A 24436-nucleotide genomic window follows, 5' to 3' on the forward strand; every position below is an offset into this window, starting at 1 on the left:
ACCTATCCATTACTGATTTTTACTCGCCAAACCACTTCTCCGCCATCCCGGCAAGATGTTTCAGATAATTAGCCAATGTCGCCATTCCCAGACTGACGGAAGTAATCGCCCCGCCACGCGGATTCCGCCATGCCCCCAGCATGGCCGTAATACTGCCTAAAGTAGCAACTCCCCGGGATTTCATCCTTACTGACTGCCAGTTATCCACCTGTTCCAAATCCTGAAATAATCCCGTCAAATCTTTAATCATAAACTCCAGCTCAGAACCGGCAATGCCCGTCCTAGTCTGAACCTTTAAATCAAAAATATCTGCCGCTTGTTCAATCAGCCAATCCGCGCCACGCCCTAAAAACGGCACTCCATTCAACGGCCCCAGTACAATCCCCGGCAGATAATTCAACGGATTCTTCTTCTCGTCATCATCGCCCCCCGGTCTCATGACATTATTAATCAAATACCCAAGAACCTGCATAGCCACCCCCTGAACCAGCCAGCTCCGCATCGCCAGTTTCTTTTTGCCTCTTTTCCATAAACTGAACACAGTCGCCCCCCGTTGAAGCGTTTCCGACATCAAAAACCATTCTTCAGAAAAAATCCCCTTCGTCTTTTCAAGCATTTTTGGCATTTGCGTCCAATTCGTCGGCTGAGCCGTAGAAAGCCCTTCTTCTATCACATCCCGAGCATACTCCATCGCCTCCGGCTTGCTCATGCCCTGTTCCACGCCCTGACGGAAATAATGGTCAAATGCCGCGGCAAAACTCACCGCATTGCATCCGGCATCCAGCCAGCCTAACGCATTCATACTTTTCTCGCTCAACTGTTCCAACAGTCCCAGCCTGCCCCCAAGCTGCTTTTTATATCCCAAAAGGACGGAATACATAAATCCATCCTTCCTTGCCTGAAACAAATCGGAAGAAAACAACTCCCGAACGCTCAACACAGACTTCCCGCTAATCACCCGGGACATTCCGTGAATCCACTCCGCCGTGCTCAAATCGCATCCATGCAGGGCATTAAATACTGCCGTCGTTTGTCTCAACAAAGACGTCACCTGACCAGCCAAAACGCTCACCGCACGGGCATTCATAATGCGATTTTTCACAACTTCCGCCGCATCCAGTTCGGCTACAGCATCCCTACCCCCATGTTCCAGCCGGTTAATTAACGTTTGAAAACCCCGGTAATCCAATGCCCCTATATTCACCTTCAATTTCTGAGCTACAGATGGATCACTCAAAATCCCCTGATACCGTTCTACCATCTCCTGAGTGCATACCCAATTAACAGCATTCGCATGATGCTTCCAAAACAGAGCAAGCGCGCCCTGCGTCGTGTTCAGATATCGTTGGTGACTCTCATCCCGGACAGAAAGAAAACCGTCAGACCTGCCTACGGCTATCGTGCCGTCGTCGCCAAGAATGGAAGCCAGTTCACTATCATCCCTCGTCTCATCCACCATCCAGCGGAGCGGGGAATAATTCCGGCGTTTGCTGAAAGGCACTCCGTAGCGGTCTTCGTAAAGCGGCCTGATCATATCTCCCACCTGAGCATATTCTTCAAACAAAATACTCTTCAAAGCCATCCCCTCCGGGCCTATAAACTCTTCCAGCTTCATTTTATGCTCATCCGTCCACCCCCTGCGCCTCATCGGCGTCATCCTGTCTGGAATCCGGGAATCAAACACGTTCGGCTGATCCATGCACATCAGTACAAAAAGGGCCTGATCCCGGCTCAGCTTCGGCATGGGCTGCGGATCCATATCGTACCATTCTTCCACCTCAAACCACTTCCGCGCCCGATTCTCGCCGCGTCCCCATGCCTCATACTCTTCCCTCAGCAAATCAATCGCCTTCTGAGAATACATATCCACACCCCACCAAGGATTCTTTTCTCGCCTTTCCAAAAGCTTCGCCGCCTGGTCAATCGTCAGTTTCGTCTTCTTCACTCCCTTTTCCCGCAACGTCAGCCCCAAATCCACCTTGGTATCCCATTCTGCCAACCACTGGTTCAACATTCTTTCAGACGTAGCCCCGCTGAGCTTCTTCATCACATCATGCATCTTCTCCACTTGCTGGGCACGCAATGCCTGCGTCCGATTGGTCACATTGAGAAACTCTACCTTAAACTTGCGGAAAAACTCACCTCCCGGACCGTCGCCCAACTGTTGCAATTTGTTGACCGTATTATCCAGCCAACTACTCAGCACCCCTCTCTTAATACGTCCTGTTTCGCTATCCGTCCCCAAATCTGTCATTTCTGCCTCTGCCAGATGCATGTTCTTCTGATTCACATCCTTCGGCAACTCATCCATCAACGCTTTACCTACCTTCTTCCATCCCTCCAATTTTTCATGCAGGTGCGCTTGCCAAACCTCCGCGTTGCGGCTGATAAACGCGCTCACCGCCTCATGAATACCCAGCATTCTGTTTACGTCACTGCTGCGGGCGGCAGAATAATTCATCCACCAATTAAACTCTCCTTCTAACCTCATACGTTCCTTCATCAACGCATCCATCCCGGAAACCACTTTTCCATCCTTAAATTCATTTAACTGCATTTCCAGCATTCTCAAGCGCTCACTCAACTCCGCCGCCTTTTTCTCAGCAGCGGCATGTGTCGCATAAACCGCAGGCTTAATCACACTCCGTAAAAACTCCGTAGGAGCGGCACCCAGACGGCTCACCTTGAACTTCCGCGTCTTCTCGTCAATCACCGCTTCATGTTCGGAAATCATCTTCCTTGTTTCCGCAAAAAGACCATCCCTTACATACAGTTCAATCACCTCAGCCGCACGCCGATAAGTTTTCAACACCAATTCATCTACTCTCTTCCCGATGAAAAACGGCATCTCCTCAGGCATAATCCCCATATCAACGGCCAATCTTTCTACATCATGCCTAGCTAACGTATAGCCGGGATGAAACGCTCCGCCTTCCAGCAGCTTCATCCATCGTTCCAGTTTTTGTTCCTGCCCCGCAAGTTTACCGCGCACGCTCTCCGGCAATGTCTCCACGGCAACCTTCATAATGCTCCGGGCTTCCGCGATGCGCGCCCTTAAAAACTCATCGCTCCCTTTAGGCTTCAACATCAACGCCCTCATTGCCAGCTCTTCCCTTTCCAGTCTCTCCGTTACATGCCGCCAATACTCACGCACGGCATCACTCCGGGTCTTCTCCATTTGGCGTTTCATATCTCCAAGAAGATCTTCCCTCACGGAAAACGTTGCCGACCCATCCACATAATCCGCCCACTCTCCCCCGGTGGACTCATCCGCAAACGCTGTAATCTTAATATCGTTGTCGTCAAAAATCACGTAATTATATGTCTGCTCTTCCTCCACTTTCCCGCGGGTATAGCCGTCTGCGTACCTGATGCCTTTAATATCGCTGGACAGCAAAGACACGCTGGCGGCCTTCTGTGCTTCTTGTTTCGTGCCATCTTCTCCATCCCAAAAAGCATCGAACAACTCCTGATAAACGTCTTTGCCGCTCACGTTTTCGCCGCGGTAATCCGCCCGTCTTTCGGCACGTTCCAAAGCATACCGCACCTCTTCCACCGGGGAATCCTTCAACAAGGCAAGAACCGTCTCGTCCACGTAATCCCAGCCCAGCAGCTCGGAATCCTCTACATTCAGTTCCACGCGGTAGTTGGATGGCATGCCCGGCCTGACCTCTATCTCGTCCAGAAGATCAATCAGGGAACGGTAAACGCCGTGCAGCTGGACCATCTTCTCCAGCGTCTGGTGGTACGTCCTCCCGTATTCCATGGAATGTTGAATGTCCTCGCGCAACTCTTTCTTAATCGCATCTATCTTTCCTTCATCCCCTCTGGCGTCAGACAAATCGCCGAGAACAGTCCAGATCATATCACTCGCATCTTCCTTCACCTCCGGCAGGGCATCCTTCGGCAACAACCTGTCATCCAGGGCTTGATGCATCACCTCCATATCGGAAGTCTCCACATCGCCGAACTTCCATGTCGCATTATCCTGCGCGAACCAGTTCATATAATCCCGGTTCACCTCCGGATTCTGGGCAAAATACAGCCCCCAGCCATACGCCTGCGCTCCTTCTCCTTTACCCATGAAATCCGTAGAAAACTTCCGGAAAGAATGAGGGGAGGCATGCAGGGCAGTAATGGAAAACGTCACCCCCGGTTCCGTAATCACCGCGTTGCCCGCCTCAAAATGGCCGTCCCGAAACAGACCCTGTTCCTGTGCTTCCGCAACAGAATTGACATTTCCCCCTTCATTTGCCATACTACCCTTGCGGCGTCGGGGAGTATAAACCCCTTCTACGCCGGGTTCGGTTCCGGCGGGCGCCGTCCTCTTAACCCAGGCTGTCTTAAACGTCAGCCTGGGCTTTTTGCTGCGTCGGCCTGTCGTCTCAATCACCTGCTCCACCGTATGAATCTCCCCATGCGGATACTCCTTTACATAAATAACGGATGACAGATTCTTACCCTTAGGTTTAAACTCTACCCGGTCATAATGATCCAACACGTCCAGAGCCAGCTTGATATCCTCCTTGGTTAAATTCAGCTGACTCCTCTTCGCCTCGGAATCATGGCCATGACTCTTCAGCGCATGCGCGATACTTTTAGCCGGGAACTCATGCACCATCCCCGTCACATCAATCCCAAGACCGGCCTTAATATCGGCAATCTCTCGCACGGATGCGCCACGATACTCCACAACACCCAGACTGGTCTTATCCGGAACATCGCTGGAAACCACCATATCCACAAAATCCATCACCTTCCGTTTCCCGGCATCCTTCCCCATTTCATCCAGCTTATCCGTTATGGAAAAGGAAACAGTCTTTCCGGCCTCTTCCGGCAATTTATATATATTTTTATACCGCCTGTTCCATGCTCTGGCGGCCTTGAGAACATCCTTCATTTCCTGCAGGGAGGCGCCTTTCATTTTTTCAAAAAACTCCCTTCCCTGAGCCTCAAATTCCCGCTTCATCTTCTCCCCGACAAAATTCAGGAACTTGCTGTCTGACTGCAACTTGTCCGTATCCGGATGTTCCAGCTGATACAAATAATTCTCCAACCCATACTGTTCCGCATAGGCTACGTGCAAGTCATAAAACCCAAGCATCCGCTCCGGTTTTCCCTTAATCTCATTGAGCCGCTTCTGAAACTCTCTTTTACCGGCATCATACCGCGTCTGAATAAAATCCGCCCCCACGGCATCATAAACGAAAGCAGCGAAATCGCCCTTCACGGCTCCTGAATCCACCGCCTTCCGGAATGCCCCGGCCAGCCCTGCCATATCCGCCACCTTTCTCAATAACGCCATGGCAATCTCCAAAAAACGCTGCACGCTCTCCGGCAATTTCCGCTTCCTGAACTCGCCCACATGCACCGCCTGCATCAATTTGCTCATCCCCTCCACAACGGCCAGTTCCTGCTTCTTCACGCCGCTCTTGCCATCCAGCAAATCAACATCAGCCAACATCCAATGCCTGACGCCCTGAGCCTTAAAAGCCTCCTGAGTCTCTTTTAAATTCCCGGCAAACCACCCCAATTCACGCCCGGCCTTTATTTCCCCCTTCACATACAATTCCGCCATTTCCTCCACCAGATCCAGAAACGTAGCCTCACCCTCATAATACCGGATCACCTTCTTGCCGCATTCCAGTTCATAATTAAAAGCGGGAGTATGCACTCCGTAATCCCCGGAACGGGCGTCAATTTCCCTCTGGGTGATTTTTCCGGTTTCCTGCGGGTTCCGGCTCAATTCATTGCGTTTCATCGCCACCTCCACGCGGTTCCTGAAAGACCCCGGCAACACGGACAACACAACATCCTCTTCCTGAGCATCCGCTTCCTCCCTGCTCCACATATCTTTGGAATGCCGCCGTTCATTCACTCGGTTCAGAGCCTCATCCGCCATTCGTTCCAGATAGCGTCTCGTCATCAACTCTCCGGATTTTTCAAACTGCACATCACACCGTTTTGCGAAATAATCCACGGCCTCATTGCCCAATACCGCATTCTTCAAGGTAAAATCCTGATTGGAATACCACTCCCGGGCCTTTGCCGTCAGATAATATCCTGCCTCATCCATGTTAAATTCCACATAATCAGTCCTCCTTCTTCGTTCCTGCCCTTCATTTTCACCTCCTGATTCCTCTTTGATTTCCTTGCCCGGTTCAGCCCCGACGGAATCCCTGGCTGAAACTTCCTCCTTCTGCCCCTTAAAATCCATGGACTCCGCGCCATAAACGCGCACCTTTCCATCCACAATCTCAAATCTGGGAATAGCTCCCATCTCCATCAACATGTTCGCTTCATTGCTGTCCGGAACAATCATCAGAGCAATATCATTCTCCACATTGGCCTTTCCTTCCCGGACCATCTTCATCATTTCAGAACGCTCCAACCCCAAATCAAACAACTTCAACCTTTCCCCGTCATTCTTTGCATTCAGAATCGCCTTAATATCCGCTTCGGCAAAACCGCCTCCTTCCATCGCTTCCCGGCTATCCGCCCATTCCAGTTTCATCCTGTTAAACTCCGCAATAGCCGCCTGGGAAGCCCGGAACGGGCTATTCTGAGCATACCGGCCATACCCAAGCAGTACGGACATCGGCAGTCCCACCAGAAAATTCCTCCACGTCATCGCCTCTTTGGCTTCCGCCAAAGCTTCATTAAAACTCTTCCCGTCCCCCCCGGTAAACATATTGGACGCCAAATACCGCGCATATGGCTCCATCACCGTTTGGCTATGCAGAACAACGCCCTCCATCCCCACGAACAAGGGGCCGCGCCCCCACCAGCGGTCTGTTTCCAGAGCACGCGCCAGAAGCCCCCTGTAGCCCGCCTTCTTCCCGGCCCAGTTCATCAGTTTGTCATAAGCCTTCCCTACCAGCTTCCCGCCTTTTCCAAGCCCCCAGATATTGGCCGCCCACATCCCCACACCTTCGCCCATGGCCGCCAACGCAGCCTTCGCTGGTTCCGCGCCCTTTGCCAAATACCCCGTTTCTTCCTGCTCCATCGTCTGCAAAACTGGCAAAACACCAAAACTCGCCATAAAAGGTACAGCCCCGCCAACAACCGAACCCGCATCTTCAATAAACCTGCCTAAAACAGTCTTACCCCTTGATTGAAACTGCCCCATACGTACCCGTTGTAAATCCTGCGCCACCTGATTCACCCGCTGAACCCACTGCGGATCATTAACTTCCGGTCCATTCAACACATTCGGATTCTCTTGAGCCTTCCGCCATAACATGTAATCTCCCGGCGTCATGGCACCCCCTGCCTTCAATCTCTTGCGCCGCTCCGCATCAGCCATCATCTTCTTATGCGACGCGGCCCTCATCGTGCCTAAGACAGCCTCGCCAGCCATTCCGGCCACATTGGAAGCAGCATTAAAAATATTCTTATGCAACTCAGGCTTCAACATGAGCTGCATCCCCTTCTTGGCCAGTCCCCCCCACGGCAGAGATTCAAAATAGCGATTCATCAGCCCGTGCTCATCCGAATCCTTCATCACCAGCCCCTGAACAGCCTCCAAAGCCATCTGATACGCTACAGGATCCTCCCTGTTCAACTCGACCAGCTTCGATACCAGCCAGCTGCCATCTCCCTCTTTACTAAATCCCATTACCCGGACCCCCGTCACACCAGTCCTTACCCCCTGAGCATGCGGACTCTTGCCGTCTTCCCCATATGCGAACTCCCTGATTAAAGCCGCCGCCTTCTTCTGGCTCTCCGCCATCCGGGCCGCGCCTGCCAGAAACTCCGGACTCCGTCCCTGATGGTCATGGGGATCTAAAGAAAACTCCTTCCCGCTTCCCGTCGCCGCCACGATCTCTCCCCATACATCTTCCATATCCTTCTTCACCTGTTCCCTTCTGGCGCGTCCCACTCCCGCCTGACGACGCAATTCCGCCGCCATGACAGAAGCCTCATCCGTATCCAGCCCCAGCTTTTGAGCCAGATATGCCCGGCCCAGTGAAGTGCTTGCCCCTACAAACGCCCGGTCATAACCGTCCACCAAAACCTCATCCTTTTCTTCCTGACTCAGCCCCCTGTAAAATTTTACCGTCCCGGCTCCCAGCACTTGATCCACCTCCTGCTCCTGTCCGGCATCCAAATCCGCGCCATCCCCAATCTCCGCCAGCAACTGCCACGCACGCGCTTTTCTCACATCTCCCGCCGCGGCGACGGAGCCTTCATCTATTCCGCGATTCTTCTCATAACGCCTCAAAGCGGCCCGTTCAACGTAATAATGCGGACTGTCCACGCCGGCCATCCGCCAGTCATTCAACACCCGCCAATACTGCCGGTCATTCATAATCCCGCTCCCCGGCACGTGGTGAACACCCCCATCCCTCTCTTCCAGCTGCCTCTGCATCTCATTCGCCTGTTCGTCGGACAGGAAATTCAACTGCGCTTCCGGCCCCACTTGCGGCCTGTTCACAATCGGAGGTCTCAAATCCACATGCCCGGATTCATCCGGAACATTCAACTGCGCATTTCTTCCCGCCTGCGGCCTCAAATCCCCCCTCGTTTGCCACTTCATATTCCTCTTCGGCAAAGGGTTCCTTCCTTCATAAACCCCATCCGAGCCAATCATAGACTGAGTATCCGGAGATTCATACGACCATGCTTTTATTTCCTCTTCCTCCTCAGCCTTTCTTCTGTCCTCCTGTTCACGTGGAAGGGAATTCTCCCCTTCCACGGCATCCTGAGTCCAAAAATCCTTTCTTTTGGCTTCCTCATTCTGTTTCCAAACCGTCTTCTTGAAGCTTTCAACCACTCCTGAATCAAACAAATTACGCATCGTCAAATTTCTTTCTCAATAGTTAGTATTCATAAAATTATTTGGAGAACAGTTTCCCTCTCCCCTCATGTTTCGCTCTTTCCGCATCCGGAAAATCAAACCGGACTGCCGCCTTGAACCTGCACCCGGGAACCAGCCGCAACGCAATAGCGGCCCTCCGGGAAAAACCAAACGCGCGGCCCGGCACCACGGCAACCTTCTGCGGACGATAAATCCGGCCATCCGCAAGCTCAAAACTCACATCCGGCACATACTGTTCCCTCAACTGCGGATAGCGTGACAGATGATCTTCTCCGACAATAAAACACTCATCATTCCATACCTCTTTCACATGAGCATCCCGCACATCCGCTACGGGAATATTCATTGCCTTCGTCCTCACGCTCAGACTTTCATCCGGTTTTGGCAAGGCAAGAGCCTTCTTCCTCAAATCAGCCAATGCATTTTGAGCATTTTCCATACGTTTTTCATCCGTCAGCATGGACGCATCCTGAGCAAATGGAGCTGGAAAAGCTACCCCCCTCTCTCCCTGCCCCTGTTCCATATTCCTCTTATGCTCCATGCGCATCAAATCCAGCGTGGAGGCATCGCGTCCGGTCAAATGCCTCATTTTATTCTGCATCGCCTGTAAAAACTTCACCGTATTCCTCTCTTTGGGATGCAACGCCTGCCACTCGACCGCCCACCGCCGCATCTCCATCGCATTCCGTTTATTCTGAATTTCCGCTTCCTTATGGCACTGTTCCACATCCAGCTTCAAATAGCTCTCCCGGCGGGCCAACTTCTCCTTTTCCTCAGCTTTCACCTTCCGCCCGGTCTTTCCGGCCCATTCCCCAGTTCCGGATGCCTTATCAATCTCAAACTCCTGCAATTTTTTACGATGCCACTTCTGGGCATTAAAAGTCTCCGCGCTTACAAATTCTCCCATGCCTTCCATCGCCTTAATCACTTCATCAGCATCGAAAACAATGCGCTCTCCATCCAAAGCAGTCATCGCCGCAATCCTGTTCTCCAGCGTAGATTCCATAGCCTCCTGAAAATCATTACTTACTCCATGTTCCTTCCACCTCCGCTTCAACTCTCCCAGATACATCATATACGACGGAGACCCCACGCCGCCATCCTTCACCAGTCCGCTCACATCCGCCGCCAACACCTCATTCATGCTGGTTACTCCAATCTCTTCCGTTGTCGGCAACTGTCCCTCAGCCGCCCTGATCCTCATTAAATCCACCACCGGATCAGCCACGCCGCTACGGAACTCCGGCTTCTTTTTCTTGATTCCGCCGGAAGAGGAAAAACCATTGGCAACACTCCCGGCCTGCTCATGAACTCCTTCTCTTTCAACCATTCCCCCGCCCTCTCCAGCATCCTCAAACGGTTCATCCAGCAAAACACGGTCATAAAGCTTCCGGCCCCCTTCTCCCAGCGGCATGCCGGTAACATCATACAAGCTGACAGTCGTAGGAACCCCGGACTGCCCCTGCAACAAACGGCCATAAGAGGCAATAGCCGTATTGGACAAAACGCCCTGATATTTCCCGTCAATCAAATCCGCCGCCAACTGGTCGGGATTCTCGTCAAAATCCTTGGCCGCCTTTAACGCGCCAATCTGTTTCTTTGCGGAAGCCAGCATCCTTGATGCCTTCATGCCGTCCACATACACGCCCACCCCGGAATTCAGCACGGATTGAACGCGTTCCATATCTCCGCTTTCCACGGCGGCGGCCCAATCTGCGGAAAAAGCCGCCCTGGCCCTCTTCGCGCTCGCTCTCCGCTGTCTATCCTGCAACGCCTCCCCCCCGCGCTGAAACAAATCCTCAATGGCGGCGCGGTAACGTACAGCCGCATCCGGAGTCATAAACTCCGGTTCATCCACCAACTCGCGCTTCTTGGCAAGCGTTTCTTCCCAATCCGCTCCATTGTCAATATCCTGTTCAGCGGAGGCAATCAATCCGCGGGCGTTAGTGAGTCCCATCCGGAAACTCTCATCATCCCGCAAAACATTCTCCTTGTGCATCAAATCCTGCCCCAAATCATCCACCGCCCGCCCAATTTTAGCCGCCTGTCCAAATACTTCGGCTGTAGCAAGCGCCGGAGCCGCGGCCGCATTCCCATTCACATGCCCAGCCCGGAACCCGTTATCTCCCATCAGACCAACTTTCATAACTCTCTTCTGATTAACTATTCGTCGTTACCTGCTCAACACCTGCCCGGCCTTCATGGCCGGAACTGCCGCCATGCCGAAACCGGTTAAAGAAAGAGCCGTTCCGGCTACTGCCCCTAAAATCGTCCCCAAAGCCCCGCGCTTGGAGGCCCGCGCGGCCTGTCTCGCCTGCCACTCTGCCAAATCAGCCTGATACAGCGCACTCCTGCGCTGGTTCTCCCGCTGAGTAGCCGCCTGAGCAATGCCATGCTCATACTGCTTCATCAGCGTTAATTCATTCATATTGCCGGTTCCGGTGGACATGAAACCGGATGCCGCCTGAGCCGCCCGCGCCGTGCTCGCGTCAGCATTCTGGTTCATCCTTTGCAAATATTCATCCGCCAGCGCGGAATCATACGCTCCTTGAGCCGCCCGCCGCATATTATCCGCCGTTGCCAGTCCTGCCGCTTTCTGAGCTTTCCCGGCCTGATACTGGTTCAGGGCGGACAAGGCCCCACCGGCCAAACTCACGCCATTGCCAAACAAGGAAAACTCCTTCGCATGATCGCGCATGAACCCCTGAAACCCTGTCGCGCCCGTCGCCATACCAATAAAAACTATTAACTGTTAAATGAAATTACCCCTGCATCGTCATCCGGGTCAGCTCATTCACGCGCGTCTGCGCCCTCTTCCAATCCGGATGCGTGCTGTCCATATAAGCCTTGCTCAACTCATGCGTGCCGTTGTAAATGGATTCAAGCTCCTGTTCCGCAGTAGCAATGGAAGCCATTTGGTTTACATGGGCAAACCCGGCTTCTTTCATCCGTTGGGAAAGGCCGTAAAAAAACTTCACCACCTCTGGATTATTCCGGATTTCCGGAAGATTGAACACGCTGGCATCTACTCCGAACTCTACGGCTAAATTGCTGAGCGTATTATTGCAGGCCTCCATCACAGACTGAAACTTGCTTCCGTAAGTCTGCTGTAACTGCTTTAACTGCTCATTACTGGCATCTATCCGCGCCTGTTCAATCTGCGCTTCCGTCTCATTGATGAACGTCCGGACATCACCCATCACGGAAGACAGGGCATCCTGAGGAATCCCCGCCTTATGAGCCGCCACGCGAGCGCGTTCAAAAAGCTTGTAATCCAGACTCTCAGGCTCCACCCCCTCAAACAGCCCGGTAGCGTAATCCGCCAAATCCGGAAAAGCATCGCCACCGGCAGGAGGCATTAAATCGCCGGTTCCCTGAACCGGAGGGGAGGAAATGCCGCCGGAGGGAGTCGAAGGCGAAGGCGCACCGGGTCCCTGTGTTGAAGGCGCATTGGAATGACCGTCATTTCCCAAAACCGGCTGTACAGTCACAGCCACATCATTATTGTTTTCTTGTTTTTCACTCATAGAAAAAATTGATTGTTAATCGTTAAAATATGATACTTCTTCCGTATTGCCCGGTTCGTGGACTTTCTTCCAGCTCACGACCATACTGTTCCAGACTAGCCGGAATGCGTCTTGTCTCATCGCATCCAGCGGATTCCATTCACCGTTAAAAACGCGGAAAGCCGCCTGATGAATGCCGAATTCCCCACGGAACCACTCTTCCAAAGCCTTCATGGAAGCCCTGTCCAGCTTACCGAAAGCATCACTCAACAGCTTCTTCTGCTTTTCTAATTCCTCTTCTTCGTCGAACTCAAAAGGATCATTCATTATCAAAAACTGTTAATTGTTATCCCTCTCCGGCAGGAGGTTGCACCATCATCATCCTCTCCTGCATTTCCTGCAAAGCCTCCATCTTTTCCTTATCGTTCCTGATAAAACTTTCCGGCACGCCCATGCCGCGCACAACTTCCTGAGCCGCAAAATCAAAATCAAACCGGGCAATCACGCCGGGGTCAAACTTGGCCATATTGGCAATAGTATCCTGAGACCCGACAAGCCCGGAAAGCTGAACCTGCTTCATTAGTTGGGCAAACTTGGAATTGTAAACGACATCAGGCAAAGCCTTGGGATTAAATTCCTGCCCTCCCTTCCCGTTAGGCCTCATCAATTCAGAAGGCACATTCGTATCAAACAGCCGGGCATCCAGCATCAGACGGAAAATCCTCAGCATCATAGGCCGAAAATCATTCAGGTGCTGGCAGAACGTAGGGCTGAACGCCAACAGCCTTTCTTCCAGCCGGGCGTTCACCTCCGTTGCAGTCATTTGGCCTGTTTGTGCGCCGAACAAATCCAGCATATCCAGATAAAAAGCAGACCGCACTTCCTGACGATCCATTTCCATTTCATTCATCACTTCCCGATAATCGCCCACCGTACCCCACTCAGCCGGTAAAACAGCATCCGATTGACTGACGACAGTCTGGCCGCCCGGCCTCAAACTCACGCGGCCCACAAGATCTTTCGAAATCTTAAGACGGGGAAAAGCCTTCAGTTCTCCCAGCGTCCGGGTAATCCTCCGGCTGTACTGCAAAGACAGGATATTAGACCAGCACAGCCGGGCCGGGGCCAATCCCCACGGACCAACCCATTTCAAAAAACGGGAAACCATGTAAGGGAATTCGTCAAACCCGCCCTCTTCCAGAATGTCCTTGTTCCCCTTCTCTACGTAAAAAGAAAAATATTCCTTCTCTGTTAATGGATCATAATTTTCCTTTCTCCCTACGGCATGGAGAATGGTAAATTTCTTTTTGATGCGCTCTGTTTCGTCCCTATAGGCATCCTTCATTGGCTGGTTCAGCTTCCCCGCGCCGCCAAGCCAGCGGGCCGCCTGGACGGCATTCCATTCAAACTTGCGTATCAATAAATTCGGCATGCCCTGTTCATCTTCTGAGAACACGAATGAATCAAAAGGGACATAGGCAAACATCAGCCTGTTTTCATTGCTGATGCCGCCGTAATAACTCCCCGTGCCAAACCCGCATCTGTCCAGCAACGCCTGATGATTGACCGTATAAAAATTGCTTTCAGCCAATGCCTGATACGTTCTTTCCGCGCAATCTCTCAGCCACTTCTTCACCGGGCCGCTCTTTTGCACCGCTGAACCAAGAGCGGCGGAAGGCTCAAAACTGAACCAGAGCTTTCCGGGATCGCTCAAAAAACTCTGATGCGCCGCCGCAAGCCGTTGATTGGCCCGTACAGCCGTGGAATCATGCAGGTTTTTCAAACCGACGCCCAGAAAGGAAAAACTGCTGGGCAACCCGGTAGGGGAAAAAGGATAAACAAACTTCTTCAATTCTGAGGCCCAGCTTGCCGCATCCTGCTTTTCCCTCTCTAAATTGTTATATAGCGAAATGACTTCTTCCCCGTTCATAACTCACACCCTGAACTGATTAACCCAGCGTCTTCCGGTAACTGGCTCCGGAAGACTGACCAAAAACAGAACTGCCATTCCCTTTTGCCGTGAAAGTTTTATCAAATCCATAACGCTTTCGGGCGCGGGCCTTAACGGTATTTTCCGCCGTTTCGCTCGTATCAATGATTTCCGGTTCCTTGACCACCTCTTTCTGCTGAGGAATCGGAGCCGCTTTTGGACTAAAAATCTTTCCCATACGCGGCATTATGCAAAAGAAATGCCGCAAAAAGCATCCTGCTGATGATACACCCACCGCAAAATGTCCCACCCTTATCAGGGCATATCCGCAACTCCGGCATCGTAACAGGACGCGGTTCCCAGGCATTCCATGCCGACGATGGAACTTTCAAACCCCTCAATCAAACCGTGGCAGGCGGCCTCAATAAACATCCGGAAAGCGTCTGCAAAATGGGAACAATCATCATGATCAATCTTCCCGTTCTGATCCACATGGTAATTTTCCATGCAATCCAGCAATCCCGGAAGCCCTTCCTCACTGCCATCCTCAATTCTTTCGCCGCATCGTTCATGCCAAACCGTGGAAGGGAGAAAAGAACGCACTTCGCCAATGGACAGCCAGACGCTTCCCGTCTTCGGAACCAGCCTGACATCCCGGCATCCGTTTTCTTCCAAAGTCTGTTGATTCGTCTTTCGGTCATTAGTGGAATGATGCCCGCCGTCATGGGGAAGCAAATGGCGAAACACCTTAAACCCATGCGTCTGCTCAAAATCCCTGACCCTTGCCAGCATATCCAGCACGCATGACTTCTTGGCCTGAATCCCGCCAATAATGCGGGTTTCCCCTCCCACCTTCTGGAAAAACACCGTTGCCATGTGGTCAGCAACGCCAATATCCCAGGTGCAATAAACAGGAGCATAGGAATGCACCACAAACCGGCACCCAATACGGTTATCGCGGCGCAGCTTCCGGAATTGAGCGCAATAAATAGCATCGTCCCCAATCGCGTCAAAAGCCTCATCCGGCACAGTAGGGTACTCTTCCCCCATGTTAAAATCAGACTGCCCGTTCTTCCATTCCCACCACAACCGCGCGGATTCCGGCACATCCACGCCATAAACCTCTTTCATCCGGGTGAAATATTCAATGGTTTCATCCCTGAATACATACCCTTCCGGCACGTCCAGCTGGTAACGGCTTTCTTCGTACCACGGGAAAAAGAAAAACCGCCAATCCACCGGGAGAAGAGGCTTCCCCCGTTTTGACATGGCAGTCTTCATCAAATTGTAATTCACGCCGCTCCTGCCGCCTTCGTGCGTGCTTTCTACAATGATTGTTCCGTTAGTCGGCACGGACTCAAACCCGCCGTTCACCACTTCCCTTGCCCTGTCCGGGAACCGCTTGGCCATTTTGGCCAGTTCGGAAACGTGCATGAACTGTGTTGTGCCTCCACGGAATGTATTGTCAGTGTAAATAACAGACCCGTTCCGGAACGCCAGCTTATTAGCTGTAGCTGTCACCGGCACAATAGACCCATCCTTCTTGACCGTTCCCAAACGCCTCTTCTTCTCGCGCATCAGCCACGCAATAATGCGCCGTTCACGCTCAGCCCCTTCCGGCACATAATCCAGATGCTCCCATTGAAACCGCACTCCCAGAAGTTTTTTCTGACCCTCCGGCAGTCGCCAATCAATAATTGCCGCAGTCTTATTCTCATTCCAAAATACAAAATCAGCCATCAACACGCCTACCAGCGTAGAAAGGCCCAACTGGCGAGCCTTCAAAATAGCGTTGCGGCCATGTTGCCTTTCAAGAAACTTCCGCTGTACTTCATTTGGCCGGAAAGGAATAACAATGCCGTCAACATTCTTGATCCAATACAGATGTTCCAGCCGCCAAAGCCGGTTATTCAACCTGCTCTTCCAAAAGTTCAGAACCTCCTGATACTGTTTCTCTCCCCTCTCCATATTCAAACAAATCTTCAAAGAACAGCCCTTGAATGCTCACATCCTGCTTTTCCGGAGCATAATCACCCGTCATCTTGTTATCCAAATCAATCGCCTTCATCCGCTCCGCATGGGAAGGAGGCACTTCAAATAAAAATTCATCACCGGAAAACAACGCTTTTCCTCGCGCAATTTCCGCGAGCTTGAGCCTCTTTTCCTTCAGCGTCAGGCAATTTTCATCACAAAGACGCTCACGGATTTTTCTGATTTCTTCCTTGATTCCCGGCTCTTTCATCTTCCGGGAAGCCGCCGCCTGCGCGGATTCGTTGCTGGTGCAACAAAAACCTGCCTCAATATAAGCCTGATACGCCATCAATCCGGAGGCCACTTTCTCGCAAAAAATATGGTCACGCTCACTTAACATTTCCTAACAATCAATTACATTACAACAACTTATATCAAATCTTGCAAAGCCTCACTCTTTTTTGGCTTGGTATTCTCTTCTTCTTGCGTCCCCCCGGCATTCCTCAAGGCTTCAACATTCTCCTTCCGGGCAAGGCAAGCCACCAGTCCATCAAACTCTCCGAAACACCGTTGCAAAGTATCAGACCCTTTTTCTGTCAAAGTATAAATATATTCCACCTGACCATGACCGGAAGACCGGTAAGGCCTCAAAACAACATCACCCTGATGCCTCAGGCGTTGGAGAACCTGCCTCGTATATTCCCGGTCAAAACCCGTTTCTAACGCAACCTCCATGCATGTTTGTTCCCGGTCAGCCAAAGCAACCATGACCGTTAATTGACCCTGATTCAGCGCGGATAAATGAACACGCCTGAAAAAACCGCGTAATGCTCGCAACAACATTTCCATGCGGAACTCCTTAGCATAGGACGGCAAGAAAAAAATAGTCCCCAAATAATGGTTCCAGCTCTGGAATCATTCAAAAAAAACAGGAGAGAGAGCATCAAATCCGGTTGGCGCGAGATGAGCCAACCACGTTACAAACGTCTAAAAGATCTCTTATTGGAAAGAATAAATGGATAAATCCTGATATCGGAGCATGCCGAAAATCATAACAATCTCAACGGCAATACACAGCAAAAACACAGCATGAAGAAATCCGTCAGAAACCTTGCGGAAATCCATTGGAAAACCGCGCAAAAACTATCGCCGCGCCTTGCCCGCTTCCATGTCTGCTTGGCGCTCGCAAAGCCCCCTCAGGGGCCTTCACTCCTGCCAACCTGAAAAGGGAAAATATTTTGTCATACTCTTTCTGGAAGCTGATTGGCGGAATTGCAAAGATGCCCTGTTTGACAAAATCTGCGCATCATCGTACCTTCCTGTTCTGCATGCTTCGTTTCATCATCATTTCCCTTGCCTTCCTCTCCCTCCCTTGCGCTGCTGACACGGCCAGAGCGGCTTGGCAGGACGCCATAGGCGAACGCGTGAAGAAGTCCCAGTATTCAGCAGCTTATGAAGCCCCAAGTCATCAGCCGGCAACTCAAACGGATAAAGACGGAGGAGAGAAAAATCTCCACAACATTGGCCCGGACGATGTTGACTGGGACGGCTTTTATATTACCGCCAAGGGGGAAAAAATCTACTGCCCGGAAGCCTTCCGGGAAAAACGCAGACAATACGCCATCAAAAAACAAAAGGAAAGGGATGAGCTTCGCATTGCCAATGAAACTATCGCCATAAAAACAACCTGTATCGTCATTGGCTCCCTCGCCTTGATTTACCTCATTCGCAACTGGTTCAAACCGGAAACGCCGCCATCCCCCGCGCAGCCTGTTCCCCCCGTTATCCCCTCTCCCCAAAATCCCCTGTGGTGGGAAGAACAGAGAAGGAGAGCTGAACAGGAAAGGAAGAAAAAAGAAGCGGAGCAGAAAAGAAGAGCGGAACAGGAGCGTCTGGAGAAGGAACAGCTGGAAAGAATCAGAAATCAGGGGAGAAGCCACGAACAGAAGCCAACCATTGGCTCTCCCGCGCCGCAAACACCAGCCAATCCTGCCCCGGATCCCCCAGACCCAAAAGCAGAACAGGGACTGGCCTATGAACGCTATATAGGCTATCTGATGGAGACAAAGGGGCATATCGTCTTCTACCGCGGCGCCTATGCCGGCGAAAAAGACAAAGGCGTAGATCTCGTGGCCCTGCAAGATGACCAAACACGCCTCATCCAATGCAAATGCTTTAATGAGGACATTCAAATCTATCAAATCCAAAAATACCTTCGTCACATACAGCATGACTGGGAAAATGCGTTTGACTCCCCCATCCATGGCCTCTCCCACACATGGGAACTCTATTACACCCCCTGGCTCAGCAAAGCCGCATATCAAGCCTGTGGGGATAACCATATCCAACTCACTAAGCAAAGTGCTAATACTGCCCCTCTGGTCAAAGCATTCCTCTTTCAAGGGGAAAAAAGCTACATGCAGCCCGGCCAGCAGTTTTATGACCACATCGTCAGCTATATAGACGGTCAAAATTACAGACGTTTTTACAAACCGGAAGACGCGGAAAAGGAAGGGTTTGCCCATCTGCAACTCATTGACGTCAATACCGTCAAACTCATCAATGAGGAGACTATTAATAACTACGCCCTTGACCACCCATTCATTCCCATGAAGACGATCAACCGCCCCTGGCTGGATTTCTAAAATCAGAAAAAATATTCTAAAATCATCTTTTTACAAAAACTGAATTGACGATAGAGGATTATAGGTTATAGTAACCACAGATGCCAAACCAACACGATCCAAGAAAGCGAAGCCTTGCTGTATACATCTCCCGCGAACGCTACTACCAAGTTAAACGTTTGGCTGAGCGTGAAGGTATCAGCATGTCTCGTCTGCTTGAAATCCTTGTTGAACAAGCCGTCCGTAACATTGAATTAACCGCAGAAGACTATGAACAAATCGCAGAAGAAATCAGAAATGCCCGGTCAGGAAAAAAAATCGATTACCGTAAAACTAAACAATGATATTTTTTTCAAACTTAAAGCGTTAGCTGAAAAAGAACACCGCTCAAAAAGCGCACAAATTTGTTTTTTTATCGAACAAGGTTTTAGTAACCTAGAATATCAGTTAAATCTAGAACGAGCCATAAAAAAATAGTCACAGGTTTTAGTAACCTTCAATTTATTATGATTCACAAATAAGCTCGCAGTATGAAGTCAATTTTCAGCAATCCCCCTTTGAGTGAGAATGCCAAGGTTGATGAGAAGTTCTCTGCCTCTGTTGGTAATGCTGCATTCAGTTCCAGCCATGGAACGGCTGCAATAGATGAGACCGGCATCTTCAAGCTGTGTAGCAATAACCTCGGCATAGTCCAAATTCCATTGAAGATTTTTCGCGAAATAGTAAAGATCAATAGTCTCACTATATCCAACCATTCTTGGAAGGAGTTGGAGTTGAGGCTCTGTGAGGCGCGCGCTTTTCTGGGAGTGTTGGAGAAGCAATTGTTCCAGTTGGAGCGTAGCTTTCCTGAAATCAGCAAGGAGCTTGCGATGCTTAGGGATGAGGCGGCGCAAATAGGATATGTGGTGGCGGATGCGCAGAAGGAAGTGGAGTTTGCGGCGAAAGACAATCGCAGTGTGACGGCAGAACTTGCCAAGGCGTACAAGCGTTTTCCAGAGCTGCTTTCTGAAAATGGCAATGAGAGCGGTTCCTACGACGACGAGAAGCCCGGAAATGGTATTTCCCACAATGTTAATCCAGTCAAGTCTGGACCAGTCAAGCCTTGTCAGCAAATCCCACATGCCGAGGAGGGTAACCAATAATCCTGAACAATTCAATTCTAACCGTGACTCCGGAAGAACTCAACGCCTTGGCAGACCTCGTCGCAGAAAAACTCTGGGACAGGTTCGCCGTTATTGGCGCGGCCAGCATCTTCCGTTCCACAGCCGCCAACCCTTCCCCTGCCCCGGTGACAACGCCGGATGACTATATTTCTACGGATCAAATCACCCATGAATTCGGGTGTTCCAAGCAATGGCTTTACAACCAGCGCAAACGTCATCCTCAATGTTCCCGCCTTGTTAAAAACAACTCTTACGACCAGCGCGGAAAACGCTTCTGGAGCCGTTCTTACATCAAAAAAATAATCCATGAATCAGAGGAATTATGAATGCAAATCAACGCCTTATCCTCAATCTGGACACCAAATACAGCCGGCACCTGCTTTCCTTGCCGGAAACGGAACTCCGGAAACGTCTTGTTCATACATTGGAGCAACTGACGCACTACGCTTCCCTCGCGGATTCCGAAGTGCATCAGGAAGACCCTGTTTTTGGCAGTATGCTTTTTGCCCATCTGATCAATGTGGGAATTGCACAGCAAACAGACGGCAGTGTTCATCTTACCCAGCGCGGTAAAGACTTGCTGTTTATTCTGGCGTGCTATCTGGACGCTACCATCACGGAATCAGCTATTAACTGACCTGCCCTGTGAACTACTCGCCCGTTCAGCATCATCACACCCAGAGCCGGGAATTTAAGTCTGCGCGGCTATCCCAGCGCGGAATCTGGATAACCCTTTTGCAATATTGCACCAGTCAGGAAAACAACGGAATCATTAAAAATTTCGCATCTTGGAAACCTGCTGAAATTCGGAAAACGCTGAACGTAGATCCTGCCACTCTCCGAAAAAAATCCACCCTTTGGAATATGGTCGGGGAAGACCTGCATATTTACGGCTATCCCCACGACAAACAAGCCATACTTAATAAAAAGCGTCAAACTCTGGCTAACAATACCGGCGTGCAACCTTCCCCCCGTCCGGAAAACAACAGTTCCCCGCCTCACTCCGTGAAATCGGAAAACAAAACGCCACCGCTCGCATTCTGGGCCTTTCTGCGGAATACCTGCGTTATGGATGCTTGGCAAAACAAAGACCTCAACCAAAAAGAATACGCCGCCGCCATACAGGCTTACCAGCAAACGATCACATGCGGAGAGCGGGACTGGCAACTATTAAAAGCTTACTATAACGGATATTACAAACGCGGCCAGACCAGAGACAGCCACAACAATAAATACTACTGTCCGGCCTCCCGGCTTAAATTCTACGAAGACATCATTGACGTGCTTACCAAGGCGGAATTATGGGCGAAAGACACGCGCTGGAAACCAAAAATCTCCCCGGCCAACACGCCGCCGCCACAACGTAACCTTGCCATCCCTCCCCCTCAGGAAACGGACGTTCCCGTTACCCCCGAAGAACTTAAACAATTTTTTAACGAAATAAACCCGCACTAAACAACTGGGAAAATGAGATACTACATACACCCCTGCAAACTTCGCTTGAGCCGCCTGTGGATTTTTGACGACGGCGTTAGAAGCTGTTGCCGCGTCGCTGTCAAATTCGGCATCCGAAAACGGCATGCTGTCAAAGGAACCTCCGTCACCATGTCCCCCGGAGAAGCCAGACAGGAATTAAATTCTATGGAAAAAGCCCTGTTTCAGGGAGGTTACTGGCCGCTCTGGTTCTGGATATTGTGCTGTAGTGTTTACGTCCTCGCGGCGATACAATTTTTATCATTCATTTTCAACATTTAATACCGTGTACAATGAACATTTTTCAAGCCTACTTAACCATCACAAGAAATATCAATACCAACCCTATTCTTACTCACGGAGAAACTATTACATTGGCCGCTATAGCCATTGGAGTAAACACCACCCAGCAAATAGCGGATTCTCTGCACCTGAATTTTAAGAGCATTCAAAGGAATATTTCTAATCTTCTTAAAAAAAATCTCATTATCCGCCACAGAAAAACTATCTGGCCATACAACACTTACCACACCCTCACCCCTTCCGGAGAAACCACTATTACAGCCATTATGAATTATAAAACAAAACCACAACTTTCTAACTATGAATAACAATGTGAAAGAACGGCCCGCCCTGTTCGGCGGGGACATGATCCGCGCGCTATTGCAGGAATACAGCATGCCCGGCCAGTACAAGAACCAGACGCGCACCACGCACGGCCTGCACCGGTTTAATGATTTCCCGAAATTTCTGGAAGAAAAAAGCTGGGAGATTCAGGAATTCATCGAAGTCGAACCCGGCTTGTGGCTGGCTGTCTCCAACGACGAAGACGGGGAATTCCCGGATATATTTGATCCGTGGGTAAGATGCCCCTATGGGAAAGCGGGTGATCGACTGTGGGTGAAAGAAACTTTTTTCGAGGTGTACAATGATCAATTCCAGCCCACCGGGAAATATTGCTACGCCGCCACTCAACAAGGTTATGTAAATGTCTTGGACGACGACGGATGCATCAAAATTAACAAAGATGGCTCGGATGCGTCACCATGGAAACCCAGTATTCACATGCCGCGTCGGGCCGCCCGGATTTTACTGGAAGTGACGGAAGTAAGAATTGAGCGGCTGTTAGACATTACACCGCAGGATGCCCAAATGGAGGGCATTGAAAGCGTCTGGCACGACGAAATAACTGATGCCCACTTATGGAAGGATTATTCAGGGAAATCCAATGGATTGGCTTTTGCCCGGATGTCTTACTTTTCCCTGTGGGATAAAATTAAAGGAACCGGATCAGCTAAAATGAATCCGTGGGTATGGGTGATTAAGTTCAGGGTTTTAACAATTAACGGAGATATTAAATGAAAAAGCTTTTATGTCCGCTGTGCGGGGAAATGCCCAAGTTTGTTACAAAAGACATAGATGAAATAGAAGTATGTCAAATACTGTGCGAATGTGGACTGGCGACAGAAGTAAATGAATACTGGCTCTTACCCAAAGGCGATCCAGAAGAAGATGAACTTAGAGCATGGAAGAACTGGAAAAAACTTGTTTCCAAATTCCCGCCTTTCCTAAGGGTACATCAGGGAGACAATCTCAAACTGGATTTTGAGGACGATATTTTAACCGTCATCGGCAAAGATACTGACAGAGGGAAACTATATCTAGAAAACTGCCGTGGAGATGTGGAAATAGCCACGCCGGATGACGTGGATCAATGGCCGTGGGAACTTAAACAGAAAGGGGGGGATGAATAATGAAAAGGAACCCTCACGTTATCGTTCAGCAAGTTTGCCCGTGCGCCAGAACCAAAGACGGAAAATACCGCGTTCTCTCTGCAATTGTACGCCACAAGGGACTCATAGCCCGCTTTTGCGTAGAGTACCCTACCAAACGGCATGCCCGATGGGCGCAACATCTTATTTGCACGACAAGGAATCATACACGCCTGCGGGTATTTGATGAATTAAGGGCTATCATTGCCGGAAAGGAGGCCAGCAATGATTAACATTCTCTTATCCATCAAAAAGCTTTTTTCTGTTTCTAAGAAAAAACTCCCTCAAACAAAAAAGAATGAAAAGGAATTTGTTTTCAAGCCGTGTTGCAGAAATTGCATTAACAATGAAGGAGATTTTTTTTGCTACACATACGGATTGTTTAACACTCCTGAAAGCTTAAATAATTATTGTCCGGACTGGAAGCTAACAGACGACTTTTAAGAACAGTAAAAACGATTAACAATTAACAAGAAAGAATATGAATAAACAACGCCGCAAAGAGTTGGAAGACCTGCATGACAACCTCCAAAACCTTCACGAAACGCTGGAAACGATCATGGAGGAAGAGGAAGAGTATAAAGACAACCTCCCGGAAAATATGACCAACCGCATAGAACAATCTGAAAATGCCGTTTGTTCCATGATGGAGGCCTTGGAAAATATAGCTGGTGCCATAAACAACCTTGAAGAAATCGAATAATCCCCATGAAAAAGACAAGACAATTTGACGACATCAAAGCCGGCGAACTGATACGCTTCCTTGTTGAGCCTTCATCATCGCCTTACGAAAAGAAGGGAAAAGCACATTGGGATTTTGGCATTGTCGTTTGCGATTATATGAAAAATTTCTTCGCTGTTACCACCACAGGGAAATGGAGTGCTTTTTACACTTTCAACATCCGTAAGGACGGCATGGACAAATCAGGAAAAGGGGCCAAACAGATTGCCTTCCGAATCTCGCCGCAAGAAGCGGAAAATAATGTTGCTATTCAGCTGTTTTTAAGAATCCGTGAACAAATAAAAGCACTCGAAAAGGAAGCAAGGTGCCTAAATAAACAAATAGATGAAGGGGAAATAATCATGTTTCCGGAATATCCGTTGCCTGAGGATTAAACGCTTAATTTATGCCAGTATGAAGTCTGGAACGATAAAAAAGAAAAAGTCCGTAAGAAG

The 24436-nt window shown here is 50.1% G+C and carries 21 protein-coding genes; 11 read left to right on the top strand and 10 right to left on the bottom strand.

Translation table 11 applies throughout. The features are described from left to right. Window positions 1-19: 19 nt before the first annotated feature. From CI070_RS07505 to CI070_RS07550, 10 genes are all read right to left on the bottom strand, one after another. On the bottom strand, window positions 20-8800 hold the full coding sequence (locus CI070_RS07505; protein WP_094136413.1) for a hypothetical protein: 8781 nt from the start codon (window positions 8798-8800) through the stop codon (window positions 20-22). 37 nt (window positions 8801-8837) lie between these two features. Continuing rightward, window positions 8838-10967 carry a hypothetical protein gene (locus tag CI070_RS07510; protein ID WP_143245610.1) on the bottom strand — a complete coding sequence of 710 codons (2130 nt, stop codon included), beginning with the start codon at window positions 10965-10967 and terminating at the stop codon, window positions 8838-8840. Window positions 10968-10994: 27 nt separating this feature from the next. Further along, the gene (locus tag CI070_RS07515; RefSeq protein WP_146018707.1) at window positions 10995-11477 is read right to left on the bottom strand and encodes a hypothetical protein; all 483 of its coding nucleotides are present in this window, start codon (window positions 11475-11477) and stop codon (window positions 10995-10997) included. Between the two features lie 106 nt (window positions 11478-11583). Then, window positions 11584-12348, bottom strand: coding sequence for a hypothetical protein (locus CI070_RS07520; RefSeq protein ID WP_094136416.1), 765 nt, complete (start codon window positions 12346-12348; stop codon window positions 11584-11586). 15 nt (window positions 12349-12363) lie between these two features. After that, window positions 12364-12654, bottom strand: coding sequence for a hypothetical protein (locus CI070_RS07525; RefSeq protein WP_094136417.1), 291 nt, complete (start codon window positions 12652-12654; stop codon window positions 12364-12366). Window positions 12655-12673: 19 nt separating this feature from the next. Next, entirely contained in the window at window positions 12674-14257 is a 1584-nt protein-coding gene (locus tag CI070_RS07530; protein WP_094136418.1) for a portal protein, read from the bottom strand. Between the two features lie 19 nt (window positions 14258-14276). Next, window positions 14277-14567: a hypothetical protein gene (locus CI070_RS07535; RefSeq protein ID WP_143245612.1), complete on the bottom strand. Its 291-nt coding sequence runs from the start codon at window positions 14565-14567 to the stop codon at window positions 14277-14279. Between the two features lie 5 nt (window positions 14568-14572). Then, window positions 14573-15997: a hypothetical protein gene (locus tag CI070_RS07540; RefSeq protein WP_143247153.1), complete on the bottom strand. Its 1425-nt coding sequence runs from the start codon at window positions 15995-15997 to the stop codon at window positions 14573-14575. A 166-nt stretch (window positions 15998-16163) separates the two neighbouring features. Beyond that, window positions 16164-16628 (bottom strand): terminase small subunit, encoded by a 465-nt coding sequence (locus CI070_RS07545; protein ID WP_094136421.1) that lies wholly within the window; start codon window positions 16626-16628, stop codon window positions 16164-16166. 29 nt (window positions 16629-16657) lie between these two features. After that, the gene (locus CI070_RS07550) at window positions 16658-17077 is read right to left on the bottom strand and encodes a hypothetical protein (RefSeq protein WP_143245613.1); all 420 of its coding nucleotides are present in this window, start codon (window positions 17075-17077) and stop codon (window positions 16658-16660) included. 479 nt (window positions 17078-17556) lie between these two features. On the opposite strand from CI070_RS07550, the gene CI070_RS07555 reads away from it, so the two are divergent. The 11 genes from CI070_RS07555 to CI070_RS07615 all read left to right on the top strand — a co-directional run bounded on the left by CI070_RS07555 (window position 17557) and on the right by CI070_RS07615 (window position 24376). Next, window positions 17557-18873 (top strand): restriction endonuclease, encoded by a 1317-nt coding sequence (locus CI070_RS07555; protein ID WP_179218393.1) that lies wholly within the window; start codon window positions 17557-17559, stop codon window positions 18871-18873. Between the two features lie 80 nt (window positions 18874-18953). After that, window positions 18954-19196, top strand: coding sequence for a hypothetical protein (locus tag CI070_RS07560; protein WP_094136424.1), 243 nt, complete (start codon window positions 18954-18956; stop codon window positions 19194-19196). Between the two features lie 186 nt (window positions 19197-19382). Beyond that, window positions 19383-19994: a hypothetical protein gene (locus CI070_RS07565; RefSeq protein ID WP_094136425.1), complete on the top strand. Its 612-nt coding sequence runs from the start codon at window positions 19383-19385 to the stop codon at window positions 19992-19994. A gap of 23 nt (window positions 19995-20017) precedes the next feature. Next, on the top strand, window positions 20018-20341 hold the full coding sequence (locus CI070_RS07570) for a hypothetical protein (RefSeq protein ID WP_094136426.1): 324 nt from the start codon (window positions 20018-20020) through the stop codon (window positions 20339-20341). Then, on the top strand, window positions 20338-20652 hold the full coding sequence (locus tag CI070_RS07575) for a hypothetical protein (protein WP_094136427.1): 315 nt from the start codon (window positions 20338-20340) through the stop codon (window positions 20650-20652). Before CI070_RS07570 ends, CI070_RS07575 begins: the two co-directional genes overlap by 4 nt. A gap of 431 nt (window positions 20653-21083) precedes the next feature. Next, a complete protein-coding gene (locus CI070_RS07580) occupies window positions 21084-21470 on the top strand; it encodes a hypothetical protein (protein ID WP_218824061.1) in 387 nt (128 codons plus the stop codon). A gap of 311 nt (window positions 21471-21781) precedes the next feature. Next, entirely contained in the window at window positions 21782-22099 is a 318-nt protein-coding gene (locus tag CI070_RS07590) for a hypothetical protein (protein ID WP_094136430.1), read from the top strand. After that, window positions 22092-22850: a hypothetical protein gene (locus CI070_RS07595; RefSeq protein ID WP_094136431.1), complete on the top strand. Its 759-nt coding sequence runs from the start codon at window positions 22092-22094 to the stop codon at window positions 22848-22850. Before CI070_RS07590 ends, CI070_RS07595 begins: the two co-directional genes overlap by 8 nt. Next, complete coding sequence (locus CI070_RS07600) at window positions 22847-23242, top strand: hypothetical protein (protein ID WP_143245617.1); 396 nt, start codon at window positions 22847-22849, stop codon at window positions 23240-23242. Before CI070_RS07595 ends, CI070_RS07600 begins: the two co-directional genes overlap by 4 nt. 499 nt (window positions 23243-23741) lie before the next feature. Then, window positions 23742-23963: a hypothetical protein gene (locus CI070_RS07610; RefSeq protein ID WP_094136434.1), complete on the top strand. Its 222-nt coding sequence runs from the start codon at window positions 23742-23744 to the stop codon at window positions 23961-23963. 5 nt (window positions 23964-23968) lie between these two features. Then, complete coding sequence (locus CI070_RS07615; protein ID WP_094136435.1) at window positions 23969-24376, top strand: hypothetical protein; 408 nt, start codon at window positions 23969-23971, stop codon at window positions 24374-24376. The last annotated feature ends 60 nt before the right edge of the window (window positions 24377-24436 follow it).

It is taken from the genome of Akkermansia muciniphila, from assembly GCF_900184965.1.
GTDB lineage: Bacteria > Verrucomicrobiota > Verrucomicrobiia > Verrucomicrobiales > Akkermansiaceae > Akkermansia > Akkermansia muciniphila_A.

Coding starts and splice junctions, on each gene's coding strand:
- CI070_RS07505 (WP_094136413.1), bottom strand. CDS start 8,800: ATGCGTAATTTGTTTGATTCAGGAGTGGTTGAAAGCTTCAAGAAGACG.
- CI070_RS07510 (WP_143245610.1), bottom strand. CDS start 10,967: ATGAAAGTTGGTCTGATGGGAGATAACGGGTTCCGGGCTGGGCATGTG.
- CI070_RS07520 (WP_094136416.1), bottom strand. CDS start 12,348: ATGAGTGAAAAACAAGAAAACAATAATGATGTGGCTGTGACTGTACAG.
- CI070_RS07525 (WP_094136417.1), bottom strand. CDS start 12,654: ATGAATGATCCTTTTGAGTTCGACGAAGAAGAGGAATTAGAAAAGCAG.
- CI070_RS07530 (WP_094136418.1), bottom strand. CDS start 14,257: ATGAACGGGGAAGAAGTCATTTCGCTATATAACAATTTAGAGAGGGAA.
- CI070_RS07540 (WP_143247153.1), bottom strand. CDS start 15,997: ATGGCTGATTTTGTATTTTGGAATGAGAATAAGACTGCGGCAATTATT.
- CI070_RS07545 (WP_094136421.1), bottom strand. CDS start 16,628: ATGTTAAGTGAGCGTGACCATATTTTTTGCGAGAAAGTGGCCTCCGGA.
- CI070_RS07550 (WP_143245613.1), bottom strand. CDS start 17,077: ATGGAAATGTTGTTGCGAGCATTACGCGGTTTTTTCAGGCGTGTTCAT.
- CI070_RS07555 (WP_179218393.1), top strand. CDS start 17,557: ATGCTTCGTTTCATCATCATTTCCCTTGCCTTCCTCTCCCTCCCTTGC.
- CI070_RS07560 (WP_094136424.1), top strand. CDS start 18,954: ATGCCAAACCAACACGATCCAAGAAAGCGAAGCCTTGCTGTATACATC.
- CI070_RS07565 (WP_094136425.1), top strand. CDS start 19,383: ATGAAGTCAATTTTCAGCAATCCCCCTTTGAGTGAGAATGCCAAGGTT.
- CI070_RS07575 (WP_094136427.1), top strand. CDS start 20,338: ATGAATGCAAATCAACGCCTTATCCTCAATCTGGACACCAAATACAGC.
- CI070_RS07580 (WP_218824061.1), top strand. CDS start 21,084: ATGGATGCTTGGCAAAACAAAGACCTCAACCAAAAAGAATACGCCGCC.
- CI070_RS07590 (WP_094136430.1), top strand. CDS start 21,782: ATGAACATTTTTCAAGCCTACTTAACCATCACAAGAAATATCAATACC.
- CI070_RS07595 (WP_094136431.1), top strand. CDS start 22,092: ATGAATAACAATGTGAAAGAACGGCCCGCCCTGTTCGGCGGGGACATG.
- CI070_RS07600 (WP_143245617.1), top strand. CDS start 22,847: ATGAAAAAGCTTTTATGTCCGCTGTGCGGGGAAATGCCCAAGTTTGTT.
- CI070_RS07610 (WP_094136434.1), top strand. CDS start 23,742: ATGAATAAACAACGCCGCAAAGAGTTGGAAGACCTGCATGACAACCTC.
- CI070_RS07615 (WP_094136435.1), top strand. CDS start 23,969: ATGAAAAAGACAAGACAATTTGACGACATCAAAGCCGGCGAACTGATA.